The organism is Erwinia sp. PME.40.26/001, assembly GCF_055556675.1.
On the sequence record NZ_JBVHNP010000001.1, the window covers coordinates 152,856 to 165,875 of the forward strand.

Sequence of the window (13,020 nt, forward strand, 5' to 3'; positions counted from 1 at the left end):
CGTTATAACGCACAAGCTATCACTGTGCGTTATAACGTACAAGTGGTTATACTCTCCGCTGACGAAAGGGAGACAACGACGTGGACAGTTTACAACACCATCTGGCGCACATGCTCAGAGCCCGGCGCAGCGAACGGGGCTGGAGCCTGACCCGGGCTGCACAGGCCACGGGCGTCAGTAAAGCGATGCTGGGACAAATTGAGCGCGGGGAATCCAGCCCGACCATTGCCACGCTGTGGAAAATCGCCACGGGCTTTAATTTGCCGTTCTCGGTTTTTATCGCACCAGAGGCCGCAGACGAAGCGGCACCGCGCCGTCAACGATGTGGCTACCCGCCGGCGGATAAGATCATGCAGGCGGTACCGCTGTTTCCGTTTGATCCTGCGCTCAGCTTTGAGATGCTGGTGATTGAGCTTGCCGCCGGTGCCAGCAGCCAGTCCGCCGCCCATGAGGCAGGGGTGGTTGAGCATGTCGTGGTGATTGACGGGGTACTTGAGGTGCAGGTGGAGGGCGTCTGGCAGTCGCTGGCCGCAGGCGAAGGGCTGCGTTTTCAGGCTGATCGGCCTCATGCGTATCGTAATTCCGGAAGCGTGCCGGTGCGTTTTCATGATCTCATCCATTATCCGCCACGTTAATTCAGCGCCTGCGTACTAAACTGACCTGAAACAATATTTAACATGATGGCGCTATCCATAATAAGCGCTGGCATCCAAAGGGAAGACAGATGAATAATTTACTCGATCGCTTCTTACACTATGTGTCTTTCGATACGCAATCTAAAGGTAACGTTCGTCATGTCCCCAGTACCGAGGGGCAACTACGCCTGGCTCAGCGGCTTTGTGACGAGCTGCGCGCCATGGGGCTGAGTGACGTCAGCTGCAGCGCGCGCGGTATTGTTATGGCCACGCTGCCGTCGAACGTCAGCTGGCCCGCGCCCGTTATCGGCTTTATCTCCCATATGGATACGTCACCGGATTTTACGGCGAAGAACGTTAACCCGCAGGTGATTGAAAACTATCGCGGGGGCGATATTGCCCTCGGCGTGGGGGATGAGATCCTGTCGCCGGTGATGTTTCCGGTGCTGCACGAGCTGATCGGACACACGCTGATCACCACCGACGGGAAAACCCTGCTCGGCGCGGATGATAAAGCCGGTATTGCGGAAATCATGACGGCGCTGGCGCATCTCACGTCCGGTACGGTGGCTCACGGCGAGGTGCGCGTGGCCTTCACCCCCGATGAGGAGATTGGGCGTGGTATCCAGCATTTCGATGTGGCGGCCTTCGGCGCTGACTGGGCCTATACCGTGGATGGCGGCGGGATGGGGGAATTTGAGTATGAAAACTTCAATGCCGCCTCGGTGACGGTAAAAATCACCGGGAATAACGTCCATCCCGGCAGTGCGAAGGGGGTGATGGTTAATGCCCTGGATGCTGCGATGCGTTTCCACCGGGAAGTCCCGGAAGATGAGGTGCCGGAAAAAACCTCGGGCTATGAAGGCTTCTGGCACTTGCACGGGATCAAAGGCAGCGTGGATCGTGCTGAACTGCACTACATCGTGCGCGATTTTACGCGCAGCGGTTTTGAGTCGCGTAAGCAAGTTCTGATAGAGGCTGGCGCGCGGCTGGAGCAGAGCCTGGCAGCACCTTCCTCCGTGGAAGTGGTGGTGGAAGACAGCTATTACAATATGCGTGAGCAGGTGGAAGCGTGCCCGCAGAGTATAGAGCTGGCGCTGGCGGCGATGCGTGACTGCGGTATTACGCCAAAGGTGAAGCCTATTCGGGGAGGGACAGATGGAGCGCAGCTGTCATTTATGGGGTTACCCTGTCCGAACCTGTTTACCGGGGGATATAACTACCACGGGCGGCACGAGTTTGCGTCGCTGGATAATATGGAGCAGGCGGTGAAGGTGATCACGCGGATTGCCGTTTTAACGGCGGAGCAGGCAAAACCCTGAAGAAACAAAGATGCCGGTATTCCCGCAGGGGCGACCTGTCATTCCGGTCGCCCCGTACCGTTATCGGGCAGAATTAATCTTCGCTATCGAAGTACCAGTAACCGCTGTTGACCAGCGCCGCCAGCTGGGCGAGGAAGGAGGGATCGTCCAGCGCGTCGCCAAACTGGTCGTGACCGAGGGTTAAATCATTCGCCAGCGCGGTCAGCGCCGCACCATGCGGAGAGCTGACCTGTTCGCCATTGATAAACACCGCGTCACCAATGGACACCACGCGCAAGCCGCCCAGGCGCGACAGGCGATCGCCCTGCTGCAGTGCATCGTAAATCTCATCCGGCTGATACGGCGGTTCAGGTGGTGCCACATCCAGCTCGTGACGTGACTGCGAGATAAACTCGCCAAACCACTGGTTGAAATGCGCTGGCTGGTTAATCACATCCAGCATCATGGCACGGATACCGTCCAGCTCGGCAGGCAGGATCTCTGCGTTGTGCTCACGGGGCTGGACGTCCGGATCGCTGAAGCGACGGCTGCCCAGTTCGCGCGCCAGCACGTAATCGGCAAAGCCGCTGATCAGCTCACGTCCGCTCGGCGCACGGAAGCCAACTGAATAGTTAATGGCATTTTCCAGCGAGTAGCCTTCGTGAGGGAACCCCGGTGGAATATAAAGAATATCACCCGGTTCCAGCTCTTCATCAATAATGGCTTCAAAAGGTTCGACCTGAAGCAGATCGGGATGCGGACAGTGCTGCTTCAGCTCTGCTTTCTCCCCCACGCGCCAGCGACGACGGCCGGTGCCCTGAATAATGAAGACGTCATACTGGTCAAAGTGCGGGCCAACCCCGCCGCCGGGCACGGAGAAGGAGATCATCAGATCGTCCACGCGCCAGTCAGGGATCATCCTGAAAGGGTGCATCAGCGCTGCGGAGGGCTCATGCCAGTGGTCGACCGCCTGAACCAGCAGTGACCAGTTATTCTCACCAAGATGATCAAAGCTCTCAAACGGGCCGTGGCTGACCTGCCACTGACCGTCCTGATGGCTGACCAGGCGACTGTCAACTTCGTTCTCCATGGCCAGACCGGCCAGTTCATCGGGAGAAATGGGGTCAACGAAGTTTTTAAAACCGCGCTTAAGCACTACCGGGCGTTTCTGCCAGTAGCGCTGTATAAAGTCGGGCCAGTTGAGATCGAGCTGATAATCCATGATGTTTTCCTGAAACGCGAAAGTGAGTAGATTATAACAGCGCACGGCAGTGGGTGTGTACCACTGCCGGTAAAAGTCGTGGTATGACGATTACTCGTGTTTGTGCAGGATCTCCTGGCGCTGAAACTCTACCGCCATGCGGGCCCCGCCCAGCTGACTGGTACTGGCATGAATATCGCCAGCATACTGCTCCATAATATCGCGGGCCAGCGACAGGCCCAGGCCCTGGCCTGGACGCAGGGTATCGGCGCGCTGCCCGCGGATAAAGATCAGATCGCGCTTGTTTTCCGGGATGCCGGGACCGTCGTCCTCAACGATCAGCAGCAGCGTTTTTTCCGTCTGCTGGACGCTGATCTCAACAAATTCCAGGCAGTACTTACAGGCATTATCCAGCACGTTGCCCATCACTTCCATAAAATCGTTTTGCTCACCGACGAAGATCACCTCTGGTGAGATATCCAGCGTCAGCACCACGCCCTTGCGCTGGTAGACTTTATTCAGCGCCGAGCACAGCCCGTCGAGCAGGGCCGGTACCGAATGCACATCCCGCTTCAATGCGTGATGATCGGCCTGCATGCTGGCCCGGTGCAGGTAGTAGCCAATCTGCTGCGAGATACGGCTGATCTGCTCCAGCATAATGGGCTCGGCCTGCTCGATAGACAGGTTACGCCCGCCGCGCAGCGACCGCAGGGTGGTCTGCAATACAGCCAGCGGGGTTTTCAGGCTGTGGGTCAGATCACTCAGCGTGGTGCGGTAGCGGGTATAGCGCTGCCGTTCATTATCCAGCAGCAGATTCAGGTTACGTACCAGCCCCTTCAGCTCCTGCGGCGGGGCTGGATTGAGGGTTTCGCGGGTTCCGGCTTCCAGTTCACGCACCTGGGCGGCAAGTGCGCCAATCGGGCGCAGGCTCCAGTGTGCCGCCAGCCACAGCAGTGGAATAATCAGCAGCAGGTTCGCCAGCAGCACATAGCTGAACCACGACCACACCACGTCTGAGTGCTGTAGCTCCTGGGGAATAGAGTCGACCACCACGATAGTCAGGGCAGGCAGCGTGGACGTTGCCTCATAGCGGTTCACGGCCACCGAGTGGGTAAAGGTGTCGTTGCCGTCATCGTCATAGGCGGTGAGCTTGTTCTGCGCCACGCGGTCATTACCGAGCACTTCACGACTGGTGTGATTATTGGTGTCGATTTCATAAAAATCAGACTTGCTTAACCACTCACGGCGGATCTTGCTGCGAATATCCGGCACGTCCCGCTGCTGCCACAGCAGCTTGCCGTTATCGTCATAGATAAACACCAGAGCCGGAAAGTTCAGCGTCATGCGTTCAGGCTGGACAATACTCAGCTTGCCGTCCTTCCACTGGGAAAGGGTGAAAAACAGATTACTTTCGCTGCGCAGCACGCGGTAGGTATTTTTATCAAAGCTCACCACGTAGCCGATCACGGCCACCATTCCGTAGGAGAGCGACATGGTGAGTACCACCGCTGCGGTGGCCAGTAAGAACCGTATCCGCAGCGAAAGCGGCTTTCTCCGACGCCAGTTAATCATGCTCAAATATCGAAGCGGTAGCCCTGACCGCGTACCGTGGTGATCACTTCCTGCGCATACTCGGCGAGGATTTTTTTGCGTAAACGGCCCATCAGTACATCTATGGTGTGGCTCTCGCGCAGCTCCGCATCGGGGTAAAGTTGCAGCATCAGTGAGTCTTTGCTGACCACTTTCCCGGCGTTGCGGATTAATGTTTCAATAATGGTGTACTCAAACGCCGTCAGTTTGATCTGCTGTTCATTGATGGTCAGCTCGCGGCGCGACAGGTCGATCTGGAAAGGGTGCAGGGTGATGATCTGCGAGGCCAGCCCGCTGTTGCGGCGCATCAGCGCCTGCATCCGGGCCACCACTTCTTCTATATGAAAGGGCTTGGTGACATAATCATCGGCACCGGCTTCCAGCGCTTCAACCTTTGCCTGCCAGCCATCACGCGCGGTCAGCACCAGAATCGGCTGGCGGACTTCCTGCCCGCGCCAGCGGCGGATCAGCGTCATACCGTCTTCATCAGGAAGACCGAGATCGACCAGCGTAATATCCGGCGTATGCTCATTCAGAAAATAGTCAGCTTCTTTGGCGTCTTCGGCAGCATCCACCTGATGCCCCATCTCCCGCAGCTGCACCGCCAGATGATGACGCAGCAGTGGGTTATCTTCCACAACTAACACACGCATAACCGAATCCTTAAATAAGATCAAACTGCCAGAGACATCAACATAGCCCTGGAATGCGTCAGGGTGCAACTGTGTAAGCGGTTGCTCCCGTTGATCAGGGCATAAACTGGCGATAAGTATAGAGGAGAAGAGGTAAACAGCAGGTTAACACGGGCCGACTGAGTCGGCCCGCTGGCAGGGCGTTACTTCAAATCGTCAACCATCTGGATGGCGTGGCCGATATAGTTGGCCGGGGTCATCTGCTTCAGACGGGTTTTCTCTTCTTCCGGCAGTGCCAGGCTATCAATAAAGGTCTTCATGCCTTCAGCATCCACGCGCTTGCCGCGCGTCAGCTCTTTCAGTTTTTCATAAGGCTTTTCGATACCATAACGGCGCATTACCGTCTGAATAGGTTCGGCCAGCACTTCCCAGTTGTGATCCAGCTCGTCCAGCAGGCGGGCGCGGTTCACTTCCAGCTTGGAGATGCCTTTTAGCGTCGACTGGTAGGCGATCAGCGAATAACCAATGCCCACGCCGAGGTTACGCAGCACGGTAGAGTCGGTCAGGTCACGCTGCCAGCGTGATACCGGGAGTTTACTGGCCAGGTGCTGCATCATGGCATTGGCCAGGCCGAGGTTGCCTTCGGAGTTCTCGAAGTCAATCGGGTTGACCTTATGTGGCATGGTCGAGGAGCCAATTTCGCCTGCAATGGTTTTCTGCTTGAAGTGGTTCAGCGCAATGTAACCCCAGATATCGCGATCGAAGTCGATCAGGATGGTGTTAAAGCGCGCCATGCAGTCAAACAGCTCGGCGATGTAGTCATGCGGTTCGATTTGCGTGGTGTACGGGTTCCAGGTCACTCCCAGCGAGGTCACAAACGACTCACTGAACGCATGCCAGTCCACTTCCGGATACGCGGCGATGTGGGCATTATAGTTGCCGACGGCACCGTTGATTTTACCGAGGATCTCAATACGTTCTAACTGGCGTAGCTGGCGCTCAAAGCGGTAGGCGACGTTCGCCATCTCTTTACCCAGCGTGGACGGCGTGGCGGGCTGGCCGTGCGTACGTGACAGCAGCGGAATATCCCGGTACTGCACTGCCAGGTCTTTGACCGCAGCAATGATTTTGCTCCAGTAAGGCACAATCACCTCACGGCGGGCCGTTTCCAGCATCAGCGCGTGTGACAGGTTATTGATATCTTCTGAGGTACAGGCGAAGTGAATAAACTCAGACACTGCATGCAGGGCAGGCATGGGTTCTACTTTCTCTTTCAGAAAGTATTCCACGGCTTTGACGTCGTGGTTGGTGGTGCGCTCAATGGTTTTGATCCGCGCGGCGTCTTCTTCACTAAAACCGCTGACAATCGCGTCAAGGAAAGCGTTTGCGTCGGCATCAAATGCAGGAACTTCCTTGATCGCAGCGCAGGTGGCCAGTTTTTGTAACCAGCGAACTTCCACCTCAACGCGGAATTTCAGCAGGCCATATTCGCTGAAAATACCACGCAGTGGGCTGACTTTGTCGCCATAACGACCGTCTACAGGTGAGACGGCGGTCAGAGAGGATAATTCCATTGTTGCTGCTCCAGGATCGGTTAAAAAAATCAGGTTGGGGTCCCGTTAAGGCGGGCCAGGATCGCTTTAGCCTCATTCACCAGGCGGTGACGGGAAAACATCAGCTGCAGACGGCCTCCGCCGACCTGCTGCCACAGCACCGCTGAGCGAATACCGGCCAGCAGTGTTGCACGAACTTTATTCTGTACCTGGCTGTTCTGCAGGATAGCCGGAGATCCGGTCACCTGGATACGGGGGCCAAGCGGGCTGATCACATCGACGTAGATCCCTGCCATGGCACCTAACAGCGTATCGGACTCCAGATCGTAGTGCGCCAGCTGACGATCGAGCTGGGCGATTCGGTCCGCCAGCGTATTCATTGCCGTTTTGCTGGCGTTAAGTTTACGCTCCAGCACCATCATGCTCAGGGTATAGCGTGTCAGTTCCGCACCGAGGCCCTGGCGGCTGTTGCTGTTCAGCACCGCCAGCAGGGTTTCCAGTCCGAACTGCAGGTTCGCTTCATCGTTACCGAATACCGCCAGCGTGGAGGCCGGATTGAGATCCAGCAGACTGTTCAGTGATGTTTTAAACGCATCGGGGGGACACTGACCCTGGTGTCCCAGCTGCTGCACCAGATGGGCTGCCTGGCAGATACCGGCCAGCGCCAGCGTAATATCATAATAGTTCTTCGCCACGTTTACTCCTGTATACGGCCCGAATTACGCGTTAACCAGCGGCAGGCGCTGTTCGATGATGCCGCCGCCGAGGCAGACTTCATCCAGATAAAAGACCGCAGACTGGCCAGGGGTGACGGCGGCCACCGGCTGATCAAAACGCACGTCAATGCGCTGCCCATCCAGCGGCGTCACGGTGCAGGGAATATCTTCCTGACGATAGCGGGTTTTCACCATGCAGCGTAGCGGGGCGGTCAGCGTGTCGCGATCCACCCAGTGCAGTTGCTGGGCGATCAGGCCCACCGACATCAGATGGGGGTGCTCATGGCCCTGTGCGACCACCAGAATATTACCGGCCACGTCTTTATCGACCACGTACCAGGGTTCTTCGTTACCGTCTTTGGTGCCGCCGATACCCAGCCCTTTGCGCTGGCCGAGCGTGTGGTACATCAGACCCTGATGCTGGCCAACCTGGTCCCCGTCCACCGAGATTATCGGACCCGGCTGGGCGGGCAGGTAGCGGCCAAGAAATTCAGTAAACTTCCGCTCACCGATAAAGCAGATACCGGTAGAATCTTTTTTCTTCGCGGTGATCAGCTCAAGCTGTTCTGCAATGCGGCGAACTTCAGGTTTTTCGAGTTCACCCACCGGGAACAGGCTTTGAGCAATCTGTTCGTGCCCGAGGGTGTAGAGGAAGTAGCTCTGGTCTTTGTTACCGTCCAGCCCGCGCAGCAGGCGGCTTTTGCCGTCGACATCCTGGCGACGCACGTAGTGACCGGTGGCGATATAGTCCGCCCCCAGATCTTCGGCGGCAAATTCCAGAAAGGCTTTAAATTTGATCTCTTTATTGCAGAGAATATCGGGGTTGGGCGTGCGGCCCGCTTTGTATTCGGCCAGGAAATGTTCAAACACATTATCCCAGTATTCGGCAGCAAAGTTGACCGTATGCAGATAAATACCCAGTTTGTCGCAGACGGCCTGCGCATCGGCTAAATCTTCCGCGGCGGTGCAATACTCTTCACCATCGTCCTCCTCCCAGTTTTTCATAAACAGGCCTTCAACCTGATAACCCTGCTGCTGAAGCAGCCAGGCTGAAACGGAGGAGTCAACGCCGCCGGACATCCCGACGATCACTTTTTTCTGGCTGTTTGAACTGTTCAACATTGCTTGTCCGACTTTAAGGAGCCGTTAAAGGCGACTCTGATAAAATTGCGACGCATTCTATCATGCGTCGACGATCTGCGCACTCTCGCTAAACGGCCACTGGAAGGCGCTGAGGATTGCCAGTGGGTAACGTGGCCCGGTCTGATAAATCTGCAGACTTTCCGCAACCAGCGGTGAACGCAGTTTTTTCGAGGTGATAATCTCCTGCGGTGGCAGCCACCAGCAACGGTCAATATCGCGATCCTGCGGGTAAGTCTCCACTGCTTCCGGCAGATCCAGCGCGAACAGGAAGCGCAGGAACGGCGTATTATCCGGGGCGATCCACTGATGCAGGCGTAAAAAAGCCTGAGGAACCGCATCGATGCCGGTTTCTTCCGACAGTTCCCGTACCGCCGCCTGGAGCAGAGTTTCATCGGCTTCCAGATGCCCCGCCGGTTGATTCCATGTGGTGCGGCCTCGCACGCGTTCTTCTACAACCAGAAACTGTCCTTCTGCCTGGACCACCGTGGCGACGGTGACGTGCGGTTTGAACATAGTGTGCTCCATAGGGTTAATGTGCGCAGGTTACCGCGCACTGAATGTCAGATTTCGTGACTGATATCGCGCCATTCGCCGGGCGCCAGACCCTGTAACTGTAACCTACCCATAGAAAAACGGATCAACCGCAGGGTAGGAAAACCAATGTGTGCCGTCATTCGCCGCACCTGACGGTTGCGTCCTTCGTACAGGGTGATTTTCAGCCAGCAGGTTGGGATCGCTTTACGTTCGCGGATCGGTGGCTGGCGTTCCCACAGCCAGTCAGGCGCGGCCACCTTTTCGACCCCGGCGGGCAGGGTGGGTCCGTCTTTCAGTTCGACGCCCGTTCGCAGGGGCTGCAGGTCGGTTTCCTGCGGCTCACCCTCCACCTGCACATAGTAAATTTTCCCGGTACGTTTGCCCGGCTGGGTCAGTTTAGCCTGCAGTGCGCCGTCATTGGTCAGCACCATCAGCCCTTCGCTGTCGCGGTCTAGCCGGCCGGCGGCGTAAATTCCCGGCTGGGGCACATAATCTTTCAGCGTACGCCGGCCTGCCTCATCGCTGAACTGGGGCAGCACATCGAAGGGCTTATTAAACAGCACCACGCAACGCGGGCCTCTGGCAGCCGGTTTGGCCGCACGGCGGGCGGTGGAACGCCCAGGATGATGATTCGTCAGGGAAGATTTTCGCATGGTCTTTGCACTTGATAACAATGAGCGCATTATACCGCAATCCGGAGATGATTGGCGCGGAGTCAATATTCAAGTAGTATTGACGCGCATCTTACAAGTCATTAACAAAAAAAAGCGCTCGAAGGAGAGGTTAATGGAAAGCAAAGTAGTTGTTCCGGCGGAAGGTCAGAAAATCACCCTGGATCAGGGAAAACTCAACGTACCTAACAATCCGATCATCCCGTTTATCGAAGGTGATGGCATTGGCGTTGACGTGTCTCCAGTGATGATCAAAGTAGTTGATGCCGCTGTGCAGAAAGCTTACAACGGTGAGCGTAAAATTTCCTGGATGGAAATTTACACCGGTGAGAAATCGGTAGAGCTTTACGGCCAGGATGTCTGGCTGCCAGAAGAAACCCTCGACCTGATTAAAGAATATCGCGTAGCCATCAAAGGCCCACTGACCACCCCGGTCGGCGGCGGTATTCGTTCCCTGAACGTTGCCCTGCGTCAGCAGCTTGATTTGTACATCTGCCTGCGTCCTGTCCGTTACTACACCGGCACTCCAAGCCCGGTGAAACGCCCGGAAGACACCGATATGGTGATTTTCCGTGAAAACTCCGAAGATATCTATGCCGGTATCGAATGGAAAGCGGGTACGCCGGAAGCAGATAAAGTCATCAAGTTCCTGCGTGATGAGATGGGCGTGAAGAAAATTCGCTTCCCTGAACAGTGCGGCATCGGCGTTAAGCCATGCTCAGAAGCGGGCACCCAACGCCTGGTGCGTGCCGCCATCGAATATGCGATCACCAATGACCGTGATTCTGTGACGCTGGTTCACAAAGGCAACATCATGAAGTTCACCGAAGGCGCTTTCAAAGACTGGGGTTACCAGCTGGCGAAAGAAGAGTTCGGCGGCGAGCTGATTGATGGCGGCCCGTGGATGAAGGTGAAGAACCCGAACACCGGCAAAGAGATCGTCATTAAAGACGTGATCGCCGATGCGTTCCTGCAGCAGATCCTGCTGCGTCCGGCCGAGTATGACGTGATCGCCTGTATGAACCTGAACGGTGACTACATTTCTGACGCCCTGGCGGCGCAGGTTGGCGGTATCGGTATTGCGCCGGGTGCGAACATCGGTGACGAATGTGCCCTGTTTGAAGCCACCCACGGTACAGCACCTAAGTATGCCGGTCAGGATAAAGTGAACCCAGGTTCCATCATCCTGTCAGCTGAAATGATGCTGCGTCATATGGAATGGTTCGAAGCCGCTGACCTGATTGTTAAAGGCATGGAAGGCGCGATTGCTGCCAAAACCGTGACCTATGACTTTGAACGTCAGATGGACGGCGCTAAGTTGCTGAAAGCTTCAGAGTTCGGCGACGCGATGATCAAACACATGTAAATGTGTTTGCCGGCGGGAGCCTGGTGCTCCCGCCCTCATTTCTTCACCACAGAAAGTCATCCCCAAAATATCCCCAATCCCCTTCCCCAAAGCTGTATAAAGAAACCACTAAATTTATCCCGCTACAACCGTCCCATCTTAACTCCTGTCATCAGGGTCTTTATCGGTCTGCTGCTGATTTTTATGGCTCAGTAAATCCTGCGTATTAAGACCCTTTTTTGCGTATAAGAACCCGGTGATTGTCGTGAGTCATAGCGCAATATCAGGACCGTTCGACAGGCGAAAATCAAGGGCAGGACAACATGACGCGTCATCCATACCAGCGGCCTCGGGTAAAACAATGTTTTACCGTCTCCTGACCGCTGCCGGGGTAAGTCGTTGTGTGGCAGGTTACTTCAGGACGCGAAGATTTTTTACATCAATCTCAACGCTGTTCCAGTCTTTATCGATTTCACCCTCAATTCGGATCTTGCTTCCCGGTGAGGCGGCCTGACCCTGCCAGCGCTTATCATCGATATCCACATTAATGGTGCCGGTGCTGTCACTGAACTCATAAAGTTCATGGCCCACCTGCCTGATGATATTACCTTCAAGAACCAACCAGGCATCATCACGTAACGTTTTAGCCTCTGCAACGGAAGATAAACCCGGTGTAGGGCCTTTAAAACCGCCCTGAGAATAGCCCTGTCCTTCAGGAGTAATGAAACCTTGCTGCTGTGCGGCAACGCCGAATGAAAGGCCAGCCAATAGGGTAATTAAAATTGCTTTTTTCATGATTTCATTTCCTTGTAAAATTCGTGTCTGGGTAAATTACAGGAAAGTTCTTAACGTAATCTTAAAGGCTGTGATGCTTTTTTTAAATTCAGTTGCTGCGGTTCAGGATGCCGTTTTTTAACATTTTGAGCAAAGTGCGGCGGGAAAGGATGTCAAAACGCTTTGTGGAACAATAAGAACCAAAACACCGAACTGAAAGGTGATTTTTGTTTATTTTTTAGGCTTTTTTGTCATCCCTTTCTGAATCGGCCTTGTCACCAGGAACGGGCTGGATTAAGCGCCGAACAATCGGGGGAAGTATCCCATCACTCTCTCCCGTCAGAGTAAGGTTGCCTGCTGAGATTTCATTGTTTTATTTATAATAAATTGAAAATATTGATTTTTTTTATTGGGGGCGTGGTCAGTAAAAAAGACATCAGAAAATTGCAGTAATTGAATCGCCAAAAGGTGTTTTCCTCTTCACTGGCTTATTGACGATTAAATGATATAAATCAAATTTAACATTTGTTGCGGATCTTCTGAGTTGCTCATTGCGTTTCTGTTTAAGGTTGAAGGACCAAGATACGTCACCTGTTTATACTGTCGAAACGCAAATAAAGAAGAGAAATAATTATGAAGCTGTCCGTATCAGTCAAAAAATGCACGTTAGCCGGTATTATTATGTCAGCGGTTCTGGCTATGACCGCCTGTTCAAGTGATTATGTTATTTCAACGGATGACGGGCACATGGTCACGACGCATGGCAAACCCGTTAAAGATAAAGATACCGGCCTGATCTCGTATAAAGATACTGACGGTAACACCCATCAAATTCATCAGAAAGATGTGAAGGAAATTGTCGAAAAATAGGGGGAAGGCAGCCATTGTGCATAGCTGCCTGTTTCGGCCATCGCTGAGGGAAGGA

At 54.7% G+C, this 13,020-nt stretch carries 13 protein-coding genes; 4 read left to right on the top strand and 9 right to left on the bottom strand.

Going from position 1 to position 13,020, the window contains the following annotated elements:
* Window positions 1-80 precede the first annotated feature (80 nt).
* Entirely contained in the window at window positions 81-635 is a 555-nt protein-coding gene (locus tag ACZ3HG_RS00960; RefSeq protein ID WP_465331455.1) for a helix-turn-helix domain-containing protein, read from the top strand.
* An 89-nt stretch (window positions 636-724) separates the two neighbouring features.
* Window positions 725-1,957, top strand: a complete 1,233-nt coding sequence (gene pepT / locus ACZ3HG_RS00965) for a peptidase T (RefSeq protein ID WP_465331457.1) — start codon at window positions 725-727, stop codon at window positions 1,955-1,957.
* A 73-nt stretch (window positions 1,958-2,030) separates the two neighbouring features.
* On the opposite strand, the gene ACZ3HG_RS00970 is transcribed toward pepT, so the two are convergent.
* From ACZ3HG_RS00970 to rluE, 8 genes are all read right to left on the bottom strand, one after another.
* A complete protein-coding gene (locus ACZ3HG_RS00970) occupies window positions 2,031-3,158 on the bottom strand; it encodes a ribosomal protein uL16 3-hydroxylase (protein WP_191934925.1) in 1,128 nt (375 codons plus the stop codon).
* 90 nt (window positions 3,159-3,248) lie between these two features.
* Window positions 3,249-4,709: a two-component system sensor histidine kinase PhoQ gene (gene phoQ, locus ACZ3HG_RS00975; protein ID WP_191934924.1), complete on the bottom strand. Its 1,461-nt coding sequence runs from the start codon at window positions 4,707-4,709 to the stop codon at window positions 3,249-3,251.
* A gap of 2 nt (window positions 4,710-4,711) precedes the next feature.
* Window positions 4,712-5,380 (bottom strand): two-component system response regulator PhoP, encoded by a 669-nt coding sequence (gene phoP, locus ACZ3HG_RS00980; protein WP_062743672.1) that lies wholly within the window; start codon window positions 5,378-5,380, stop codon window positions 4,712-4,714.
* A 182-nt stretch (window positions 5,381-5,562) separates the two neighbouring features.
* A complete protein-coding gene (purB, locus tag ACZ3HG_RS00985; RefSeq protein WP_191934923.1) occupies window positions 5,563-6,933 on the bottom strand; it encodes an adenylosuccinate lyase in 1,371 nt (456 codons plus the stop codon).
* Window positions 6,934-6,962: 29 nt separating this feature from the next.
* Window positions 6,963-7,607 (bottom strand): high frequency lysogenization protein HflD, encoded by a 645-nt coding sequence (hflD, locus tag ACZ3HG_RS00990; protein WP_191934922.1) that lies wholly within the window; start codon window positions 7,605-7,607, stop codon window positions 6,963-6,965.
* 24 nt (window positions 7,608-7,631) lie between these two features.
* The gene (gene mnmA, locus ACZ3HG_RS00995; protein ID WP_191934921.1) at window positions 7,632-8,750 is read right to left on the bottom strand and encodes a tRNA 2-thiouridine(34) synthase MnmA; all 1,119 of its coding nucleotides are present in this window, start codon (window positions 8,748-8,750) and stop codon (window positions 7,632-7,634) included.
* 60 nt (window positions 8,751-8,810) lie between these two features.
* Complete coding sequence (locus ACZ3HG_RS01000) at window positions 8,811-9,284, bottom strand: NUDIX domain-containing protein (RefSeq protein ID WP_191934920.1); 474 nt, start codon at window positions 9,282-9,284, stop codon at window positions 8,811-8,813.
* Between the two features lie 47 nt (window positions 9,285-9,331).
* Window positions 9,332-9,988, bottom strand: coding sequence for a 23S rRNA pseudouridine(2457) synthase RluE (gene rluE, locus ACZ3HG_RS01005; RefSeq protein ID WP_191934919.1), 657 nt, complete (start codon window positions 9,986-9,988; stop codon window positions 9,332-9,334).
* Window positions 9,989-10,091: 103 nt separating this feature from the next.
* On the opposite strand from rluE, the gene icd reads away from it, so the two are divergent.
* A complete protein-coding gene (gene icd / locus ACZ3HG_RS01010; protein ID WP_118664296.1) occupies window positions 10,092-11,342 on the top strand; it encodes an NADP-dependent isocitrate dehydrogenase in 1,251 nt (416 codons plus the stop codon).
* 390 nt (window positions 11,343-11,732) lie between these two features.
* Here the strand turns inward: icd and ACZ3HG_RS01015 are convergent, their stop codons facing one another.
* Window positions 11,733-12,116: a YgiW/YdeI family stress tolerance OB fold protein gene (locus ACZ3HG_RS01015; protein WP_465331461.1), complete on the bottom strand. Its 384-nt coding sequence runs from the start codon at window positions 12,114-12,116 to the stop codon at window positions 11,733-11,735.
* A 612-nt stretch (window positions 12,117-12,728) separates the two neighbouring features.
* Here ACZ3HG_RS01015 and ACZ3HG_RS01020 point away from each other — a divergent pair.
* Window positions 12,729-12,965 carry a YgdI/YgdR family lipoprotein gene (locus tag ACZ3HG_RS01020; protein ID WP_191934917.1) on the top strand — a complete coding sequence of 79 codons (237 nt, stop codon included), beginning with the start codon at window positions 12,729-12,731 and terminating at the stop codon, window positions 12,963-12,965.
* The last annotated feature ends 55 nt before the right edge of the window (window positions 12,966-13,020 follow it).

Bases quoted from the DNA above. Each gene is read 5' to 3' on its own strand.
- rluE (WP_191934919.1), bottom strand. From the start codon at position 9,988: ATGCGCTCATTGTTATCAAGTGCAAAGACCATGCGAAAATCTTCCCTG.
- phoQ (WP_191934924.1), bottom strand. From the start codon at position 4,709: ATGATTAACTGGCGTCGGAGAAAGCCGCTTTCGCTGCGGATACGGTTC.
- ACZ3HG_RS00970 (WP_191934925.1), bottom strand. From the start codon at position 3,158: ATGGATTATCAGCTCGATCTCAACTGGCCCGACTTTATACAGCGCTAC.
- mnmA (WP_191934921.1), bottom strand. From the start codon at position 8,750: ATGTTGAACAGTTCAAACAGCCAGAAAAAAGTGATCGTCGGGATGTCC.
- ACZ3HG_RS01015 (WP_465331461.1), bottom strand. From the start codon at position 12,116: ATGAAAAAAGCAATTTTAATTACCCTATTGGCTGGCCTTTCATTCGGC.
- purB (WP_191934923.1), bottom strand. From the start codon at position 6,933: ATGGAATTATCCTCTCTGACCGCCGTCTCACCTGTAGACGGTCGTTAT.
- icd (WP_118664296.1), top strand. From the start codon at position 10,092: ATGGAAAGCAAAGTAGTTGTTCCGGCGGAAGGTCAGAAAATCACCCTG.
- phoP (WP_062743672.1), bottom strand. From the start codon at position 5,380: ATGCGTGTGTTAGTTGTGGAAGATAACCCACTGCTGCGTCATCATCTG.
- ACZ3HG_RS01020 (WP_191934917.1), top strand. From the start codon at position 12,729: ATGAAGCTGTCCGTATCAGTCAAAAAATGCACGTTAGCCGGTATTATT.
- ACZ3HG_RS01000 (WP_191934920.1), bottom strand. From the start codon at position 9,284: ATGTTCAAACCGCACGTCACCGTCGCCACGGTGGTCCAGGCAGAAGGA.
- pepT (WP_465331457.1), top strand. From the start codon at position 725: ATGAATAATTTACTCGATCGCTTCTTACACTATGTGTCTTTCGATACG.